The organism is Weissella kandleri (assembly GCF_001438705.1).
GTDB lineage: Bacteria > Bacillota > Bacilli > Lactobacillales > Lactobacillaceae > Weissella > Weissella kandleri.
In genome coordinates this window covers 1-19,029 of the sequence record NZ_JQBP01000003.1, presented here as the reverse complement: position 1 = coordinate 19,029, position 19,029 = coordinate 1, and the positions used below count along the sequence as shown (strand labels likewise).

Here is a 19,029-nt window from a genome sequence, read left to right as displayed (position 1 = left end):
AGGTTGTAAATATAGGTATAGCCGTAACTTACCTTGTAATTAGCGCTGCGACACCCATTCCGCCTCCGACGCATAACGATGCAATTCCGCTTTTTTGATGCTGACGTTGCATTTCATAAATTAAGGTAACTAGAATCCGACTTCCAGATGCACCCACTGGATGTCCTAAGGCTAGGGCTCCACCATTTCGGTTCACCCGACTAGGGTCGACTTGCAATCGACGCATACTTGCCAACGACTGTGCCGCAAAGGCCTCATTTAGTTCAAATGTGTCAATTTGATCAATGGTTAAGTGTTGATCATCTAATAACTTTTGCACGGCGTAATAGGTTCCTAAGCCCATTAATTCAGGATCAAGCCCCACCAGACTGGCAGCTTGCCATTCTGCCAGCGGCGTTAGTTGTAATTCTTTTAATTTTGACTCACTCACTAAAATAACTGCAGCAGCTCCGTCGTTAATTCCAGAAGCATTCCCAGCTGTCACTGCTCCATCTTGTTGATAAACAGGTTTTAAAGCAGCTAATTTATCTAACGACGTATCAGCGCGGGGCGCTTGATCAGTTTGTACTTGCATCACCTTGCCTTTAGCATCCGTGAATTTCACCGGCGCAATCTCATCATCAAACCGTCCCGCTACTTGAGCTGCAACTGCCTTTTGATGACTTTCCAAAGCATATTGGTCCATCATAGCCCGGGAAATATGATCAGTTTTAGCTACGTTTTCGGCCGTAATTCCCATATGAAAACCGCCGTTCGCATCTACCAAAGCATCTGACAAAAGCGTATCTTTTAATTGGCCATCCCCCATACGGTAACCAAACCGAGCTTGCGGTAGGACATATGGTGCTTGGGACATACTTTCCATTCCCCCAGCGACCACTACCTGCGCTTGCCCACTTTGAATTAAGGAAGCAGCCAAATTGACACTCGACAAACCGGACCCACAGACATCATTTATGGTAATAGCTGGTACAGTCACCGGTAAGCCGGCTTGACGGGCCGCTTGACGAGCTGGATTTTGACCCTGACCCGCTTGCAAAACATTGCCCATTAAGACTTGATCAATTTGATCTGCTTGTAAACGACCTTGTTGTAAAACAGACTGAATCACCGTTGCGCCTAAATCAGCTGAACGAACTTGTGCCAAAGTACCACCAAATTTACCAATAGGTGTGCGTTTTGCTGCCACAATAAATACTCTTTCCATGATTATTCCCCCATCACTTTTAGACTTGATTATCAATTCTTATCTTCTTTATAGACTTTCACCTAACAAAATCCACGCTGATCATACCTAATTGCTTGTTTAATTGAATAACCTACTCTATAAAGTTTAAACATATTGCCTATTATACTATATGCACTAGAGTCTGCTCAAATATCTCCGCTCGTAATGATTCCTTTTGCAAAAATCCCATTAAAAAATGCATCCCCAACTACCTGCAGAATGCATTACTTTATTTTAATTTTAGCCCTCTGATTCAAGAACTGCTTGATTTTGATACATCTGACCTTCCACTACCACATCTACTTTCGTTAACGTTACCGGTGTGAAGATTTGTAGAAGTAATTGATACGTTCCATTATGTGGGACTACCCCTACATAAGCAACATCATTGAGCATAATTTGAACCAAGTCCCCAGCTTGAAAGTCACCCTTCAATAAAATTGATTGTTTATGGTCTTGGTCATGATAAGGTCCCACCATTTGTACCGGCGTTACTCCAGTCATTTGGTCCGCTGTCAGGGACTTGGTAACTGTCTTTGAATCAGCCCTGCTCGTTGCATAAGCTATCACCGGCTGATTAACCGTAAAGTTAAAAGCCATGGCGGCCGTAGCTAACGAACTAGTCATAAATACTTTCGTTTGGAATTTCGGCTTTGGTTTCACTCGTTGTTGATTGATCATAATCCAAGCTCCTCCTCTGGAATAAGCTTATTATGTCAATTCAACAATAAATCCAACTTAATAAATGTCACTTTTACGTTTTAATTTTAAAAATTATAAAAATTAATTAGAAATCAAGCCTATAATTGCCCTAACGCTGCCGCAATTGATTGATCACCTTGATGCATTGTAATCGTCTTATGAATAGTATTATCATGCTGTAACAAATCAGCTAAGACTTGAGCAACCGTCGCAATCGTATTCTTACCGGCTTGGTTCGTCATAAATTCTACACCGGTTACTTGATCATCTTCAGTTAAGCTACCCGGCTGTAAAATGGTATAATCCAACGCTGTCTTTTCTTGAAGCCATCGATCTGCATAGAATTTCGCAATTTGATAATTAGTCAAATCACCGCGATAGCCATCCCACTCTGCTTGACGATCCGCTTTATATGAGCTTAATTGAATATATCGTTTGATACCCAATTGTTCTAAGGCCGTCATTAACTTTACCGCCCCATTTAAATCAACTTGTAGTAAAGCTTTTCCCCGTGATCCCGCTACAAAATAAACGGCATTAAAATCACCTAACTGTTGAATTTTTTGTGCAATTTCATCCACGGTTGCATACATTAAATCTAAGACCGGCAAATCAGCAGGGCCTAAATGGCTCTGTGTCCCAACGACTTGATGTCCAGCTTGGGCTAAAATCCGTGACAAATTGTGTCCCACACGTCCACTAGCACCAACAATTAATATTTGCATACCTTGCCTCCATAATGTTCATATTGCTTTCTCTAAACGCTTTTAAGATAGGCTTATTTGCCCAGAAAGTCAAGCGGGTTATGCAAGTCTCATTTATCAAAGTTGCCGCTTCCCAAGGCCATTAATTTGGTTTTGTTTTTGTGTCTGAACGCCCGGGTAATAAAACGTTCAATCCCACCGCCAATACAGCGGTCACCACCACAGCATTTTGAACCACAATTTTAACAAGCATTGGCAGATGTTGGAAAATTTGCGGATAAGTTGCCACACCTAAACCAGCACCAATTGCCACCGCCGCAATCATTAAATTACGTTCTTGTGTAAAATCGACGGTATGCATAATCATCATCCCCTGAACCCCAATATTTCCAAACAAAATTAACATGGCTCCGCCTAACGCTGGTGCTGGAATAATGGTTGCCAACGCCCCAAACTTAGGCAACATCCCAATTAGAATTAATAAGCCAGCCGCCGCATAAATGGGTTTCTTTGAGCGTACTCCGGACAGCTGTACAACTCCCACATTTTGTGAAAACGTTGAATAAGGAAACGTATTAAAGATTCCAGAGAGGATGACGGCAAGTCCCTCTGCTCGATAACCTTTGGCTAAACGTTTCTCCGTTAAGTCCGTTCCAGTTAACTCAGCCACCGCAAAATAAACTCCCGTTGATTCAATCAGCGATGTTAATGCGATAATCATCATCGTAAGACTAGAAGCTAGATGAAAAGTCGGCACGCCCATAAAGAAAGGACGTGGTAAATGAAACCAGCTGGCTGTCAGTACGGCATCAATCGAAACTTGACCTAAACAAGCAGCATATCCAGTCCCAACAATAATTCCCCATAACAAGGCAATTGACTTGATAAAACCTCGCGCCCAGATATTTAAAATCATAATCGTTAAGATAGTCACACCCGCAATGGACAAAGCAGTCAAATTGCCGAAATTGGAGGCGGTCACTGCACCATCCCCACCAATTTTTGCCACTGCTACAGGAATCAATGATAACCCTATGACCGTAATCAAAGCACCCGTCACAACTGGTGGAAAGTAATCCTTTAAACGTGCAAACATCCCTGCAATCAAGAAAACGAAAATTCCCGCTACAATGGTCGCTCCATACATCGCACCGACGCCCAAAGTCCCGCCAATATTAATCAAAGGCGTGACTGATTGAATCGCTGATCCTAAAACCACTGGCATCGCAATTCCCGTTATACGCGTGGTCTTTAACTGTAATAACGTCCCAATCCCAGTCATAAAGATATCAACTGAGATTAAGTAAGTCATTTGCTGTGGTGTAAAGTGCAACGCGGCACCAATTAACAAGGGGACTAACACCCCACCGGCATACATTGCTAATACATGCTGAAGACCTAAAAGGGTGGTTTGGAAAAAATTGACTGATTTTGACTCTGGCTTCATGAAAAGCTCCTTATCCTGAATGCCTAGGATTTCATCAAATTAAGCCAATTCCGCTCTCAAAGATAAAAACACACCCATACAAAAGAATGGGTGTGTTTAAAAATCATTTAGTAGTCCGCGCTTTGGTGCGGGTAGAAACTCATCAGCCATTCTCCAATGATTATACTAAACATTCACAATTTATTTTTTTACCATTGTACCGAACCTACAACTGATTAGCAAGCATAGAAAAAAGGACCATTCCAAGAATGATCCTTTTGGGTTAACTTAATTATTATTCGAAGAAAAGGCAAATAACCGTAAAATGTACGTAAATAAGTTAATGAAGTCAATGTACAGGTTCAACGCCCCCATTACAGCGACACCTTGCTCTGCCTGCGCACTACCGGCGACTTGAACATACATTTTCTTTAAGTTATTCATATCATAGGCGGTAATAATCGCAAAGACAATTACACCAATAACCGACAGACCTAGATACAAAATTGTTCCACCCATAAAGAGGTTCAAAAGACCACCGATAATCAATGCAAAGACGGCTCCAAATAGAATCGTCCCCAATTTTGACATATCGCGTTTAGTCGTCACCCCGTACAAAGCCATTCCAGCGAACAACGCCGCCGTAGTAATGAAGGCCAAAATAATTGATTTAGGTTGTAAAAACATTACGAGGCTAGTAAAGAAAAGCCCCATAACAATACTATAAGCCATCATTAGCCCAAAGGCCTTGGCTGGATTTTGCATGGCTGAACGTGAAGCAACCCACACGATACCCATTAATACCGCAAACAAAATCAAAGTAGTCACTAGATTGCTCGTTAAGGCTAACGTTTGCATGGGGAACATAGTTACACATACAAAGGTTGTTAAGGATGTTAACAACAAGGCCATCCCCATATAACTATATACTTTTAAGAAAAACGAATTTAATCCTGAACGATCCGGATTAATTATTCGCGTTTGTCGTGAATTTAAATTATCCATTCTCAATCTCTCCTTCTTTTTTGTTAGATACCACTATAGCATAACAAGCTTAAAATAAACCAAGGCTATTGGAGATTCATCGTCGTATTGGCCAAAATCTTTTCATAAGCAAATTCTGTATTTTGGACATCTCCAGCTCCCATGAAAACTACCACAGGGGCTTGATCATATTGCATCAAAGGCGCCACATTTTCAGGTGAAATAATACCGCCGAATTTATTAATCTTGGCTCCCAAATCGCCAGATGAAATATTTCCTTGTTTTTCCCGCGCTGATGCAAAGATTTCAGTTAAGTAAACTTGGTCAGCTAAATCAAGGGACTGTGCAAACTCATCCAAGTACGCAATCGTCCGTGAAAAAGTATGTGGCTGGAAAACTGCAATCAGTTGTCGCCCAGGGAATTTTTGGCGCGCCGCATCTAAGGTCGCTTGTATTTCTGAAGGATGATGCGCATAATCGTCAATAATCGTAACATCCCCGACCATCTTTTCAGTAAACCGCCGCTTAACCCCTTGGAAACTCATCAATTCCTTTTGTAACAGCGTCAAATCAATCTCTTCGACATAGGCCACCGCAATGACAGCCAAAGCATTCAAAATTCCATGCTTACCAAACAATGGCACTTTAAAATTACCTAACAATTCACCCTTAAAGTAGGCATCAAAACTTGAACCTTGTGTCGAACGCTTAATATTTTCCGCCACAAAATCATCTTTATCAGCATCGACACCATAATAATAAACCGGTGTATCAGTGGTTAACTTCCGCAGCATCGGATCATCACCCCACGCAAAAATTCCCTTTTGCACATTATGTCCAAAATCGTCAAAAGCATCAAAGACATCGTTAATATCGTGATAATAATCTGGGTGATCAAAATCAATATTGGTCATGATTGCATAATCAGGTGTGTAATCTTTAAAATGCCGCCGATATTCATCCGCTTCAAAGGCAAAGAAGCGGGCATCGGGGACCCCCTTTCCCGTCCCATCCCCGATTAAATATGACGTCGGCGAAATTCCTGATAATACGTGGGCCAGCAAACCAGTTGTTGACGTTTTACCATGCGCTCCAGCTACTCCAACAGAAGTATATTGCTGAATTAACTGCTCAACAATTTCCGGGTAAGTCAAAACTGTCACCGCATCTTCGAGGGCTAAGGCCGCAGCCACTTCAACTTGGTCGTCTTCAAAGGCATTTCCACGAATAATTACCATCCCCGGCTGAATATTATTGGCATCAAATTGGTAAATCGGAATTTCCGCTTGTTCCAATGGCTTTTGGGTAAAGGTATATTCATCAATATCAGAACCCGCCACTTGATAACCTTGGTCCTGTAAAATTAACGCTAGTGAGCTCATTCCGGAACCTTTAATTCCAATAAAATAATATGTCTTATTTTTGTCCATACTTTTGATCCTCTTATTGATTTTTTGTAAAATAATGCGATGGATTTTTATCTGACACCGCATTTTCCTCTAAAACAATGGCCTCCAAATTAATTCCTTGTGGCTGGGTAGACGCTTTTCTAGCTTTACCATGCCCATTCGTTTTAGTTGCCTTTTCATGAGTTGCCTGATTATTTAAAGGATCAGCCAATTGAATATAACCCCGCGCCCGCTTTGCACTTAATAGTTGCTGCAAAACGCCATCATAGTTAGGATAATATTCATGATACCGTAAAACCGGTCGCTCTAACATCTACATCTTTCCTCCTATCATTTGTCAAAGCCTAATCAAAGAGGTGCTGAGCGGCGTTGGAATTAACATCAAAAGCGGTTCCGACTGGTGCAAAATCGTCTGGTAAAACCAAGGCGCCTTTGGCTTGTGGTGCATTTGGCAACCTTAATTCACGACCCGAGACAATCATACCATCTGATGCAACTCCACGCAGAGCTCCAGGCCAAATTACCAATCCAGAAGGCATCATGGCCCCCACCAAGGCGACAACCACTTTAAGGCCTGCTTGCATATTAGGTGAACCTGAGACGATTTGTACCGTTTGATCATTACCAATCCGTGTAGTCGTTACTTGTAGATGATCGGAATCAGGATGCTTAGTCGCTGACTCAACATAACCCACCACAAACTTTGGTGTTAAATCAGCTTCTAAACTAACCTTAAAGCCTTGTACTTGTAAGGCCTGATTGAGCTGTGCGACTTGCTTAACGTCCAATTGAATTTGCCCCGCTGACCACTCAGTCACATCCAAAATTTTAGAAATCGCTAAAAAGTTCACCCCAACTAATGTTCCATCCGGTTGGGTAATAACGGTAATGTCACCGCGACTTTCGGCTTGGTCAGTGCGATTCGATGGGGCGACCATTGCAATTAAAACATCACCTAAAGCGGCTGAATTATAACTTGTAATTAACATTTTTAATCTCCATAAATAATATCATTGACTGTACTTGCATCTAAATTCAAAATTAACTTTTCTACTAATTGCTCTGCCGCTTGAAAATCAGAAATTGACCAGACTGTCTGGTGGGTATGAATGTAGCGTGAAGCTACTCCCAAAGTAACAGCCGGAATTCCATTGTTTTGAGACTGTGCGCCAGCCGCATCCGTACCACCATTTGGCACAAAATACTGCAATGGGATATGCTCATCGCTGGCCATGTCTAAAATAAATTCTTTCAGCCGCCGAGGCATAATCACCCCTGGGTCAACCACCCGTAAAATGGCTCCGTGATCCAATTGCCCTTGCCCTATTGCGGTCGTTAAATCATCCGCCGTTGAGCTATCTAACCCGAAGAACAAATCTGGTTGTAGCTGATGCACAGCTGGTCCCACTCCGCGCAAGCCCACTTCTTCTTGCACATTGGCACCCATCATTAACGTATTCGGGATTGTTTGATTCTGGAGACGTTCTAAGACGTCTAAAATGGTAACAATCCCAAAGCGGTTGTCCCAACTCTTTGAGACTACTCGGTTATGATTTGCCATACGCACCGTCTTAACATCAGGCACAATAAAATCACCGGGGTAAACCCCAAACTCTTCTGCTTGAGCATCCGAGGTAAAGCCTCCATCAAATAAAATTTGGTCCAAAGTTGGTACTTTCGGTTCACCACTTTGACCTCGCAACAAGTGTGGAGCAGCTGAAGATGAAACAACTGGATATTCATGATGTCTAGTAAACAAGGTAAAGCGCTGCGCACTGACTACCGTTTGGTTCCAACCGCCTAACGCTTTAACTTCTAGCAAACCTCGTGGCGTAATCCGCTTCACAATAAATCCCACTTCATCAAAATGAGCGCCAAACATAACGCGCGGAGCGTTAGAATCATGATGCTTAATCAAACCGTATAACCCGCCGAGACCGTTTTGAACAATTTCATCTACTAATGGTGTTAAATCTTCTCGAAAGGCTGCCCGAACTAAATTTTCTTGTCCAGACGTTCCTTGTAATTCTGTGTACTTAACTACCCGATCCCATTGTTCTTCATTCATTTTTATACCCTCTTTCTTTCGTCATTCATGTTATTTTCATGGCGCTGAGGGTTTAAAATATCACGAATTTGCGCTTCCATCATATTAATCGCAATTTGATTTTGTCCACCTTCTGGTACAATCACGTCTGCGTAACGCTTGGTTGGCTCGACAAATCGATGGAACATCGGCTTAACGGTTGCTAAGTATTGTTCAATCACAGAATCAACCGAACGCCCCCGGTCCACGATATCGCGTTGCATGCGCCGAATAAATCGAATATCATCATCGGTATCAACGTAGACTTTAATATCAAACATTGACCGCAATTCAGGGTCCACAAACAACAAAACCCCTTCAACGATAATCACGTCTGCGGGCTCCACTAAGACTGTTTCACTTGATCGGGTATACTCCACATAATCATACACGGGCTTTTTAATGGCCTGATACTGCACTAATTGCTTTAACTGCTTAACTAATAATTCTGTATCAAATGCATCGGGATGGTCATAATTAACTTGTTTACGCTCATCCATCGACATATCGGATTGATCCTTATAATATGCATCTTGTGTTAACATGATCACTGATTCACCAGCTAGATGTTCCATAATTTCCCAGCTCACCGTCGTTTTACCTGATCCCGATCCTCCGGATACTCCAATAATTACTGGCCGCTTTACTCCCATCATTCTCTCCTTATCACTATCATTCATTTTATCCGTAGTGGCAAGCGCACGTCAATTGTCGTTCCGACCCCAACTTGGCTTCTTAATGTAATCTGTCCGTCCAATTGCTGGACCAAATCATGAACAATCGCTAAGCCTAAGCCGGTCCCCGGAATCTTATGATTACGCGCCTTATCGATTCGATAAAAGCGATTAAAAATCAACTTTTGCTCTCCACTAGAAATTCCAATTCCAGTATCAGCCACTTGCATCACCAACCATTGTGTCTGTACCGTTAATTTTACGCGTATTGCTCCACCAGGAACATTATATTTAACCGCATTTGAAATTAAATTACTAATAATCTGACGTAGCGGAGGACCATTAAAGGGTAATGCAACTAATTTAGTCGGCACATCAACATCCACCTTTAAATGTAACGTTTGTAAGCGCGTCCTTTGTTCCGCTAAAATGTCTTGCACCAGCGTACCAAAATCAATTTGTTGCATGGCCTGAGGTGACTGGCCTTGTGTATCCGTTTTGATAAGCGCCAAAATATCGTGAGTTAAAGACAGCAATCGTTGCGCCTCTTGATTAATAATCGTTAAGAATTCTCGCCGCACCTTGGGATCATCATCCGCACCATCTAATAAGGTACTAGTAAAACCAATAATTGAAGTTAAGGGGGTTTTTAACTCATGTGAAGCGTCACCTAAAAATTGACTCTGCATTTGTTGCATCTGAATTAACTCTGTCACGTCGTACAAAAAGACCAATAAAACTGTATCATGTTCGCTGATAATCTGTTGTTGCATTTGTACTTCAACATCATGCACCTGATTGGCAGCCTCCCAGCGCATTTGTTGTTGAAACCCACCAGTTTGATTTAATGCTTGTTCTATCTGCAACATTAAATTATGCTGCGTTATCACATCATCAAAAGACTTACCCTTGACCGTTAAAGAAAGTCCTAATAATTGAGCAGCTTGTCGATTTATATTAACGATTTCTCGTTTCCCACTAATTTCTAACATCCCCACCGGCGCATTTTCCCAAAATGTCTGCAAAACTTTTTCCATATGCTGGGATTCCTGAACCGTTGCTTGAAGCTCAGTTTGAAAAGTGTTAATCGAATAAGCTAACGCGGCTAACGGATGATTGGGCGGTAAAAGAATCCCATGTGGGGCAGATTGTGATTGTGGTTTCACCTGTATCGCTTTTTGCATCTGGCGATTAAAGCGCTCCAACTCTTGATTTCTACGAAGTTCGTAAACCGTCAATATAAACGCTAAGAGCATTGTCGTTCCGACTAATACGCCTGTCCCAGTCCAACGCATGGTCGGTAGAAGGGGGTTAAAAATTATCCAAATGATAGCCGGTAGTCCACCAGTCAAGATCCACCAGCGACCGAATTGCTTGATATATTGCATTATTGATCTCATTTCTCATTTTTCATCTCAAAACGATACCCAACGCCACGTACCGTTTTTAAAATTTTTGGGGTTTTCGGCTGTTCCTCTAATTTATCACGTAAATTCGCAACATGCATATCAATCATCCGTGTATCTAAACCATCTACTTGAATTCCCCAAGCGCCTCGCGCAATTTCTGTCCGACTCAAAACCAGATTAGCATGCTCAACCATATAAATTAATAGGGCTAATTCTTTCGGTGTTAACCGCAATAACTGATTTTTTTTATAAACCAGCTGTTGCTTAACATCTATTTTTAAATTACCCACTGTCAACCATTGCGTAACTGTCATTTCTGCATGCTGCTTTGAAACTTCCGCGTCTTTCGTCCGTCTTAATAATGCACGCACCCGGGCAATCAATTCGCGGGTTTTAAAAGGTTTTGGCAAATAATCATCTGCCCCCGCTTCCAAGCCTTGAATTGTATCATTTTCACTATCAAGTGCAGTCAGCATTAAAATAGGAGTCAAATCATTTTGTGCGCGCAAGTGCTGCGTCAACCCAATGCCACTAATTTTAGGCAACATAATATCTAAAATCATAACATCAAAATTTTGTTGCCGCATCTGATCTAACGCTGATTCGCCATCGATCGCAGTAACGACTTCAAATTGATTTTGTTCTAGATTATATTTAAGTAAGGTTAGAATTGCCGGTTCATCATCTACCACTAATATTTTGGCCATGCCTATGAGTTCCTCCTTAAGCACGATTAACATTATTTTACCAATAAATCACCGGCCTTAACAGAGTTTTAGCCCTATTCAACTAAAATTTAATAGCTTTTATATATTTTTCCCAAAAAGAATTAAACAAATAAAAAGAATCGACCCTAGGCGGTTTAGATCCACCTAAATCAATTCTTAATTTTAAGATTTTAAGTTTATAGATTGTTTAATGTATACTGATACTTTTGTTTAATTGCATTCCATTGGTCGATTCCTTGTACATAAATTGACATTAACATTAACAATGCTCCGCCTAATGTTCCAATGCGTGCTGCATTTAACATATGGAAAATATTGTTTAATAACATTGGAACCACGGTGATTAACACACTAATTGCCGCTCCAACAACCGCCAAAACCAATAAGTGGCGATTCAAATATCGTTGCGTCGCACGCCCAGTATTAACGTTTTCAATGAAGTCACCCCCCTTTTCCATATCATCAGCGAGCTTTTGGGTATCAACATTGAAAAAGGCAAACCCAATTGAAATAACAAAAATAAGGACAAGTAAGAACAAATTCCCAGTCGCCGAATAAATATCAATGTTATCGCTCATATGCATTAAGGTCTGATTATGAAAGAGAACAGCTAATAGAATGCCAATATATTTAGTAAATGTGAATAGTGAAACGGCATACATAAAGGGTAATCCCAACGCTGGAATCAAGCGGATGGGTAAGTAAGAAAACTGATCTAAACGTTTGGCATGATTAACTTGATAGTATGGAATGTGATATTCACTGTTAAATAAATATACAATGATCCAGATGAAAATTAACAATCCCAATATTAAAATTGTAAAGCCACCCCAACCACTATGAAAATTTTTACTAAAAAACATCGAAAAATTTGGCCAATAACTTTGCATAATCGTAATCGCCACTAAAATACTATTCCCACCTAAGCCCTTTTGCATAATTAATTGTGCTAGCCACATCGTCAAAAAAGCACCCGTAATTAAAATACAAAGGTTGGTCAAAAAAGTAGTTGAACGATAAGAAGTAATGGGTAATATTTTTAATGCATCTAATTGGACTAACATCCCCACCGCTTGCAAACTCGCAATTAAAAACAACAGCATCGAACGCAACACATGATCTTTTTGTTGAGACACCAAGCGATAACGTGCACGATCACCCATATATACAATCCGCCATAAAATCAAAGTGGTCATCCAAGGCGTCATCCCCAATGCTAAAAATGAGCCGGATGGTAAAATACTATTTAAATGGTCATCCAATTGCACCCCTAATAACGGAATGTTTTGGCCAATTAAAAACACTCCAATAATAATCAAGGTATAAATAATCCGTGAAAAAAGTTCCTGATAAGTTTGTTTTCGGGCTTCTCTACTTATATATTTCATCATACTATCTCTTCATTAATTTCTTGAATTATAATATCTTTAAACATTAAAAATTCATTACTGACATTGACTAATTCAAATTGTACAGAATCAAAATGATAGTCTACGGGGAACGTGACTGTACTTTCTTTAATCGAAATTATAATTTCGCGCTGTTCAACACCGTGATATAAAATTATTTTTAATAAAATTGATTCGCTTGGTTCAAAGTTAGCTTCTAGCGTAATCTGATAAGTATTCCCCGGAAAAAGCAATGGTAATCCATTTTGCTTGTGATTACGCTTCTGTCCATTTCCCCAAGTGGCTATGGCATACCCGGACGGCAAATATGCATTACGATATTCCACACCATTATTGGTTTGCACGATTTGCGCTCCATAAATTGCATCTTTAGTTAAATTATCATTAATCTTCAATCTAATCGTCAAATTTTACCACCTTTCCAAAATTTCATTAATATAAATGAGAAACCATTCAACGACACGTCCCGTATTATCATTATGCCGCCCTTCGAAACCTTTTTGAACAATTTTGACATCGGGGCCTAAATTATCTAACAATAACTGCATGGCAGTATTATCATAATCATCTTGATCCATATAAATAATATAAAAATTAGTCGATGGATTTTTTAAATCATCCGCCGTTATCAGTGGACGAGCTAACGTATCCGCTTTCAAATCTTCTACTAAATCATATGCCGTCAAAAAATCATCAGGTCGCTGATTTCGACCAGCCGTAGCAACATACTCTAAATTAATTAAAGGTTTACCAATAATGACATTTCTCGCTGGTAATAAAGTCGCATAATATAATGCACCAGTCGTTCCCATTGATAGTCCTAACAAATTTAAATCGTCCTCCTTAAATTTTAACCATGCTAATTTACGCTTAATGTAATCTACCAACTGGCCCTCTAATTCTTGCTGATCAGATAAATAGAATTCTCCCCCTTCTAACCGCGGGTCAGATACTAAAATAAAGGGATGCTGCAAATTTTTCATCATCGGGTAACCTTCAAAACCTTCATTGGTTCGATAACCAGCAAAATAAATATTCAACGGTGGCTTCAGATTACCTGAATCGAAATATACGAATAATTCTTTTCGTTGCGCATCTATTAGGCGTTCGCCGCCAGGCAACATCGTCCCAAATTCATGTCGGGTTTTTCGGAAATGAAAATTACCTAAGTTCAAAACTCCCGAACCGTGCAAAACTAACTTAAACGCTAAGTATTGCCATTCATCGGTTTTATGAATCATAACCCCTTGCTTTAAATCTTTTTCGCTGAGCCTTTCTGTGTACAAAATTTTACTGGTCGGCGCTGAAATATGGGTTATTTCTAATTCCATTTGCAGGTTAGATGTTTTTTCAAATTCCATCCACATATCAAAATCGTATGTACTAACCAAGCGTAAATCAGACCACATAATCATATTTGGATCATGATCGTCTTGAACTAAATTAAATTCCCAATGACTATTCCCAAACTGTTTAGCGGTGCTTTGTTCGTTCAACACTGGCTTCACCACTCGCATGTCCATCTTGGTTCCCATTTGTTTCATATAGAAATTTTCAGAAATCAACGCTAACAAGCGTTGCTTAGGCCATTGGCTAGCATCTATATATTGCTTACTTCTCAACATTTTTAAAATGGGACCACTTTGCTGCTCAACCAAAAAAATACGATATGCACTTAAAAATTTATTCAATTGTAGATAACGTCCAAAACTTAATTGACCGGTAATAATTATTGCATCAAATAAAAAGCCTGGTAATAACGTTTCTGCATCTAATTCAGTATCTGCACTGTGAACAAAACTCCATCGAAAGTTTTCAGTCTCTCCTTTTGAAAACCAATTTTGCTCACCAATTTGTAATACTGTAACCCTTGTATCTTTTTGTGGCATTTCTATTACTCCAAATGATAATTATTCTTTCTACTAAGTTTGCCAAATTTTTTGGCTTAATAAAGTGGCTAAATAAATACTCCGATTTAATAGCGATAAATCATTTAAAATTTGATTCATCAGCTGAAAAACGCCTTGTACATCGTCAATTAACCAATTGTTTTTTCCAATTGATAAGAAGTCAAACTCGTTAACCGTAAATTGAACGCTTCCATAACTAGCACTAACATACGTAATAATTTCAGATGCTTGTTCATTAAAATCAACATTCAGTTTTAACTTACTTAAAATTTGATAAACATCAGTTTGCTCAATAAAACGTTCAAATGCAAAGTGTTTTTGGAAATAATCAGCTTTTTGCCCGTTCAATAAAGTTAAAGTTACTTGTTTTAACTCGTTCAACTTAGCTTGGTTAAAACTATACAGTAAAAAAATAGTCTGCGGATTTTGATCAATAAAAGTTAACATTCCTGGAAATAACATCCGTAATTGTTCAATGGTCAAATGCTCAGCATTTACACCAATATAATCTACATTATATTTCATAAAACTACCTGGTTTAATATCCCAACTTACTGGGTAATACTTATAAATTTTTTCATTGGTAGCTGCTTTAGGAAAATATTTCTGTACAAAATTGGCGCTTACCGTACCATCTGTTATAACCTGGTCAGCTGCGGATAAAATATCAGTCAATGTCTCAATTTGGTTAATCTGTACAATCTCACCTGTTTCAAAAAGCAGGTCAATTTCGAGATCCAGCTGCTTTTGCTGTAAATATTTTAAAGCTTGCAGATTTTGATCGTTCACAACTACTAATAGACGTTCTACTTGACGGAGCTGCAACTGGAATAACAACCATTCCCCTTTTAAATCAATGAATTTACCATCACTACTTAAATAATCTTGTGCGACTGTCTCAATAGGCTGCATGGAGTTGATGTTGATCCGTAAATTATTCGTTTGATCAGCTGTAAAATAAATGATTTGGTACTGATTTGGTGCTTTGTGAGTTAACCGGGCTGCAAAATAACCACGATCATTTATATAAGTAATCTCGATTAAATTTTCATCTTTATCATACGTTCGGACCTGATCAATTAAACCATATTCTCGTTGGTAATTAATTTCGAAAATTCGCGTATTATCCGGTCTTAGAATCAGCATGATATCATCCAATAAAATTTCTCGGTAATTTTTATTAAATGGAAAATCAGAAAAATTATATACACTAAACTCTTTTTGATCAAAGTTAGTCATCGCTGTAAAAAATGAATTTAACTGCTGGGGATGTAACCCATGCTTAATTAATTTAACATTTTCAAACAAGTCAAAGTTTAAGGTATAAATATCAAATTGGTCCATTGTATCCAAAAGAACATCAGACAATTTAAACATCGAATCTTTTTGGGCGTTATCGCCTAATAAGATCGCGCTATTTTTAGCATTTTCCATATCTATCTACCTCGTCCAAATTAAAAATAGCGTTCTAACAATCCCAATTAAAACTACTAAACACATCAAGGCGGTGACACTCCCTACCATTAAATTGATATTCTTTTTCTTTGGACGTTTATACAAACGTTGATTTCCTAACTGAGATAACTGTTCCAAACCTTCATTAAAATTACGCTTACTACTCATACTTTTAATCCCGCCTCCATTACCTTTTGTCTCTTTTATGGAAAAGTGATTTGTAATTCTCGGTTAACCTTAACTCGTGACAACATAAAATTTTTCAAAAAAGCTGTTTGAATATTTTGCCGATAATCCTCAAAAAGTTGATGACCTAAAGCCTGATATTCTTTCACCGGATCTTTTTGAATCGTCACCCGTTTTTCTACCATCGTATTTAATTTTTGCATTCGCTCTAAATGATAAGCCCACTCTGTATCAACTGCCTTTAACAGCGCCTGTTTTGTAAAAATTCCTAATAATTCATCAGAATGATTAAATAACGTGTCTAATTGTCGGAAACGCTTTTCGATTTCTGCTTGATAATTCACTGTCGAATGTAACTGATAATTTTCATTTAAATAATCTAGCACTAGACGTTCTGAAGTAGGTCCCATCCCATTTTTATCTATCTTTCTCACGATAGCAAGTAATTGATCACCTAATTTAGTGGAAGACTGCAAGGGATTTTGCATAATTTGGATCCGGTAAGAATACATCATTTCCCGTTGAATCCGTAATGTCTCGTCCATTTCTAATGCATTGAAACGTTCCCGATAACCAGTATCTTCATTTTGCTTTTGAATTTTACGAACTAAACGTTTAAGGTAGCTTTGATTAATTTTGCTTAAATTTTTATTATCCTCTTGCATTAATTTCATAATACGTTTTTGTGGGTATTTTTCAAAAATTTTATCTTCTAAAGAAATATAAAATTCTGATGTTCCAGGGTCCCCTTGTCTCGCAGTACGTCCCCGCACTTGATTATCAATTCGTTTAGTCTCAAAATGTTCAGTTGCTACCACAGCTAGGCCCCCATGCCTGTTCACAGCTTCCGACACACGAATATCAGTTCCACGTCCGGCAATAATTGTAGCAATTGTGATATTATTGCTCATTCCGGCTAGCGCAATAATATCGGCCTCTTTCGCATTCTGTGAAGCCGTTAATAATGAATGCTCTATATTCTTAGCCCAAAATAATTGAGAATAAATTTCCGCTGAAGTAATTGATTCAGTGATTAGTAGTACAGCTCTTCCTTGTCTCTGTAACTCTAAAACACGATTTTCAATAGCTTGATATTTAGTCCTCAAACTGGGATAGACTTGATCTGGAAGGTCTTTTCGTATGTTTTTCTTATAGTGTGGAATGGTTTTTACCTTTAAATTGTATAGACTAATAAATTCCTCTCGACTTGTTCTAGCCGTCCCTGTCATTCCAGTAATTTTACTGAATTTCCTAAACATATTTTGTAACGTAATGCTGGCTAAAGTTCGATTCTCTTTCGTTATCTTAACGTTTTCCTTGGCTTCAATAGCTTGATGTAATCCATTTTCTAAAATGGAATTTTTCATAATGCGCCCACTTGTTACGTCCAGTAACTTAACTTCCCCCTCCTCTAATACATAATCTTCACCTTCATTGAAGAGATAATTAGCACGCAAAGCCAACAAAATATGCTTTACAATTGCTACATTTTCAGCCGTAAATAGATGCTTCACTCGATAAAATCGTTCAGCGTACTTAATACCTTCATATGTGAGCCAGACCGATCCACGCATCAAATCTAATTCATAGTGTTCATTTTCAGCTAATAATCGCACAAACCGATTAGCAATTTTAAAATAATTCGATTGTTTTTTATCACCACCTGAAATCACTAACGGCGTTCTGGCGCTATCCAATAAAATAGAATCAACTTCATCAATTAAAGCAACGTCAAATTTAAATTTTAAACGTTCTTCTTCTAAGCTAACTAAATTAGCTTGTAAATAATCAAAGCCAAACACAGAGCTTGTTGTATATACGATATGAGCATCATATAAATTTTGTCGTTCATTGACCAAATCAACATAATTCGACTTGTTAGCTGTTTCTTCCAATGGATGTACCACTGCTGTATCAATTCCAATAAGCTGAAATAAAGATTTAGAATATTCATAATCACGCTGGGCTAAATAATCATTTTGCGTAAATAGTATCACCTGTCGTTGATTTATGACAAATAAAAACATCGTAATAATAGCTGTGATCGTTTTCCCTTCACCCGTTGCCATTTCAACAATATTATTATCTAGCATTTCCAAAGCTGCTAAAATTTGGGTCCAATATGGGATAATACCTAATTCTCGTCGAAGTAGCTCACAAATTAATGCGGTCGCTGTATCAATTTGCTTAGTATATGAGCTGGAATCTTCTTTCGCTATTTTAAGTTTTTGAACTTTTTCTAATAATATTTTCTTTGGTAATTTTTCTAAAGTTTTACGCTGTTGCACAATTAAATTTACCCTTTTTTTAGAGACCATATCCATGCTCCTTACTTATGTTTTTAATATCTGTACTATGTATCAGTCAGCAATAGAGTAATTTCTATTACTGACTGATGAGATTATTATTCTCGGTTTTTACGTCGAGCCTTTTTATATATTGGCAACAAACCAAGTAATAATGCACTGAAAGCTTTTAAATTATTTACTTCATGTTTTTGAATCACATCTGTCTCTGGTAAATAATTGTTTGAATCTGAGTCGCTAATCGACTTCGAGTCTGACTCCGAATCACTAATCGACTTTGAGTCGCTCTCTGAATCGCTGATTGACTTTGAATCACTCTCTGAATCACTGATTGACTTTGAGTAGCTCTCTGAATTGCTGATTGACTTTGAGTCTGATTCTGAATCGCTAATCGACTTTGAATCGCTCTCTGA

At 38.7% G+C, this 19,029-nt stretch carries 19 protein-coding genes and 1 riboswitch; all 19 genes read right to left on the bottom strand.

Annotation, left to right across the window (positions count from 1 at the left end):
* Positions 1 to 28: 28 nt before the first annotated feature.
* Positions 29 to 1,207, bottom strand: a complete 1,179-nt coding sequence (locus tag IV73_RS03280) for a thiolase family protein (protein ID WP_057754858.1) — start codon at positions 1,205 to 1,207, stop codon at positions 29 to 31.
* Positions 1,208 to 1,468: 261 nt separating this feature from the next.
* Positions 1,469 to 1,909: a hypothetical protein gene (locus IV73_RS03275; protein WP_057754855.1), complete on the bottom strand. Its 441-nt coding sequence runs from the start codon at positions 1,907 to 1,909 to the stop codon at positions 1,469 to 1,471.
* A gap of 119 nt (positions 1,910 to 2,028) precedes the next feature.
* Positions 2,029 to 2,655 carry an NAD(P)H-binding protein gene (locus IV73_RS03270; RefSeq protein WP_057754853.1) on the bottom strand — a complete coding sequence of 209 codons (627 nt, stop codon included), beginning with the start codon at positions 2,653 to 2,655 and terminating at the stop codon, positions 2,029 to 2,031.
* 121 nt (positions 2,656 to 2,776) lie between these two features.
* A complete protein-coding gene (locus IV73_RS03265; protein ID WP_057754849.1) occupies positions 2,777 to 4,081 on the bottom strand; it encodes a nucleobase:cation symporter-2 family protein in 1,305 nt (434 codons plus the stop codon).
* 91 nt (positions 4,082 to 4,172) lie between these two features.
* Positions 4,173 to 4,269: riboswitch (purine riboswitch) on the bottom strand.
* 79 nt (positions 4,270 to 4,348) lie between these two features.
* Complete coding sequence (locus IV73_RS03260) at positions 4,349 to 5,065, bottom strand: Bax inhibitor-1/YccA family protein (RefSeq protein WP_057754846.1); 717 nt, start codon at positions 5,063 to 5,065, stop codon at positions 4,349 to 4,351.
* 65 nt (positions 5,066 to 5,130) lie between these two features.
* A complete protein-coding gene (murC, locus tag IV73_RS03255; protein WP_057754843.1) occupies positions 5,131 to 6,474 on the bottom strand; it encodes a UDP-N-acetylmuramate--L-alanine ligase in 1,344 nt (447 codons plus the stop codon).
* 13 nt (positions 6,475 to 6,487) lie between these two features.
* The gene (locus tag IV73_RS03250) at positions 6,488 to 6,766 is read right to left on the bottom strand and encodes a hypothetical protein (protein WP_057754840.1); all 279 of its coding nucleotides are present in this window, start codon (positions 6,764 to 6,766) and stop codon (positions 6,488 to 6,490) included.
* Between the two features lie 31 nt (positions 6,767 to 6,797).
* Positions 6,798 to 7,442 carry a YtpR family tRNA-binding protein gene (ytpR, locus tag IV73_RS03245; protein ID WP_057754837.1) on the bottom strand — a complete coding sequence of 215 codons (645 nt, stop codon included), beginning with the start codon at positions 7,440 to 7,442 and terminating at the stop codon, positions 6,798 to 6,800.
* 2 nt (positions 7,443 to 7,444) lie between these two features.
* Positions 7,445 to 8,521, bottom strand: a complete 1,077-nt coding sequence (gene pepA / locus IV73_RS03240) for a glutamyl aminopeptidase (RefSeq protein WP_057754834.1) — start codon at positions 8,519 to 8,521, stop codon at positions 7,445 to 7,447.
* Between the two features lie 2 nt (positions 8,522 to 8,523).
* Positions 8,524 to 9,192 (bottom strand): uridine kinase, encoded by a 669-nt coding sequence (gene udk, locus IV73_RS03235; protein WP_057754831.1) that lies wholly within the window; start codon positions 9,190 to 9,192, stop codon positions 8,524 to 8,526.
* Positions 9,193 to 9,215: 23 nt separating this feature from the next.
* Entirely contained in the window at positions 9,216 to 10,601 is a 1,386-nt protein-coding gene (locus IV73_RS03230) for a sensor histidine kinase (RefSeq protein WP_057754828.1), read from the bottom strand.
* Between the two features lie 8 nt (positions 10,602 to 10,609).
* Positions 10,610 to 11,329 carry a response regulator transcription factor gene (locus IV73_RS03225; protein ID WP_057754825.1) on the bottom strand — a complete coding sequence of 240 codons (720 nt, stop codon included), beginning with the start codon at positions 11,327 to 11,329 and terminating at the stop codon, positions 10,610 to 10,612.
* Between the two features lie 197 nt (positions 11,330 to 11,526).
* Positions 11,527 to 12,738 carry a hypothetical protein gene (locus IV73_RS03220; protein ID WP_057754822.1) on the bottom strand — a complete coding sequence of 404 codons (1,212 nt, stop codon included), beginning with the start codon at positions 12,736 to 12,738 and terminating at the stop codon, positions 11,527 to 11,529.
* A complete protein-coding gene (locus IV73_RS03215; RefSeq protein WP_057754820.1) occupies positions 12,738 to 13,166 on the bottom strand; it encodes an accessory Sec system protein Asp3 in 429 nt (142 codons plus the stop codon). Before IV73_RS03215 ends, IV73_RS03220 begins: the two co-directional genes overlap by 1 nt.
* A gap of 3 nt (positions 13,167 to 13,169) precedes the next feature.
* Entirely contained in the window at positions 13,170 to 14,648 is a 1,479-nt protein-coding gene (gene asp2, locus IV73_RS03210; RefSeq protein WP_057754817.1) for an accessory Sec system protein Asp2, read from the bottom strand.
* 33 nt (positions 14,649 to 14,681) lie between these two features.
* Complete coding sequence (locus tag IV73_RS03205) at positions 14,682 to 16,103, bottom strand: hypothetical protein (protein ID WP_057754814.1); 1,422 nt, start codon at positions 16,101 to 16,103, stop codon at positions 14,682 to 14,684.
* A 6-nt stretch (positions 16,104 to 16,109) separates the two neighbouring features.
* Positions 16,110 to 16,292: a hypothetical protein gene (locus IV73_RS03200; RefSeq protein WP_057754811.1), complete on the bottom strand. Its 183-nt coding sequence runs from the start codon at positions 16,290 to 16,292 to the stop codon at positions 16,110 to 16,112.
* Between the two features lie 35 nt (positions 16,293 to 16,327).
* Positions 16,328 to 18,628, bottom strand: a complete 2,301-nt coding sequence (locus tag IV73_RS03195) for a preprotein translocase subunit SecA (RefSeq protein WP_057754808.1) — start codon at positions 18,626 to 18,628, stop codon at positions 16,328 to 16,330.
* Between the two features lie 184 nt (positions 18,629 to 18,812).
* Positions 18,813 to 19,029: hypothetical protein (locus IV73_RS06665; RefSeq protein WP_201781078.1), on the bottom strand; the 217-nt coding region annotated here is incomplete at its 5' end.

Bases quoted from the DNA above. Each gene is read 5' to 3' on its own strand.
- IV73_RS03230 (WP_057754828.1), bottom strand. From the start codon at position 10,601: ATGCAATATATCAAGCAATTCGGTCGCTGGTGGATCTTGACTGGTGGA.
- ytpR (WP_057754837.1), bottom strand. From the start codon at position 7,442: ATGTTAATTACAAGTTATAATTCAGCCGCTTTAGGTGATGTTTTAATT.
- IV73_RS03270 (WP_057754853.1), bottom strand. From the start codon at position 2,655: ATGCAAATATTAATTGTTGGTGCTAGTGGACGTGTGGGACACAATTTG.
- pepA (WP_057754834.1), bottom strand. From the start codon at position 8,521: ATGAATGAAGAACAATGGGATCGGGTAGTTAAGTACACAGAATTACAA.
- udk (WP_057754831.1), bottom strand. From the start codon at position 9,192: ATGGGAGTAAAGCGGCCAGTAATTATTGGAGTATCCGGAGGATCGGGA.
- IV73_RS03265 (WP_057754849.1), bottom strand. From the start codon at position 4,081: ATGAAGCCAGAGTCAAAATCAGTCAATTTTTTCCAAACCACCCTTTTA.
- murC (WP_057754843.1), bottom strand. From the start codon at position 6,474: ATGGACAAAAATAAGACATATTATTTTATTGGAATTAAAGGTTCCGGA.
- IV73_RS03195 (WP_057754808.1), bottom strand. From the start codon at position 18,628: ATGGTCTCTAAAAAAAGGGTAAATTTAATTGTGCAACAGCGTAAAACT.
- IV73_RS03225 (WP_057754825.1), bottom strand. From the start codon at position 11,329: ATGGCCAAAATATTAGTGGTAGATGATGAACCGGCAATTCTAACCTTA.
- asp2 (WP_057754817.1), bottom strand. From the start codon at position 14,648: ATGCCACAAAAAGATACAAGGGTTACAGTATTACAAATTGGTGAGCAA.
- IV73_RS03200 (WP_057754811.1), bottom strand. From the start codon at position 16,292: ATGAGTAGTAAGCGTAATTTTAATGAAGGTTTGGAACAGTTATCTCAG.
- IV73_RS03280 (WP_057754858.1), bottom strand. From the start codon at position 1,207: ATGGAAAGAGTATTTATTGTGGCAGCAAAACGCACACCTATTGGTAAA.
- IV73_RS03220 (WP_057754822.1), bottom strand. From the start codon at position 12,738: ATGAAATATATAAGTAGAGAAGCCCGAAAACAAACTTATCAGGAACTT.
- IV73_RS03250 (WP_057754840.1), bottom strand. From the start codon at position 6,766: ATGTTAGAGCGACCGGTTTTACGGTATCATGAATATTATCCTAACTAT.
- IV73_RS03260 (WP_057754846.1), bottom strand. From the start codon at position 5,065: ATGGATAATTTAAATTCACGACAAACGCGAATAATTAATCCGGATCGT.
- IV73_RS03275 (WP_057754855.1), bottom strand. From the start codon at position 1,909: ATGATCAATCAACAACGAGTGAAACCAAAGCCGAAATTCCAAACGAAA.
- IV73_RS03205 (WP_057754814.1), bottom strand. From the start codon at position 16,103: ATGGAAAATGCTAAAAATAGCGCGATCTTATTAGGCGATAACGCCCAA.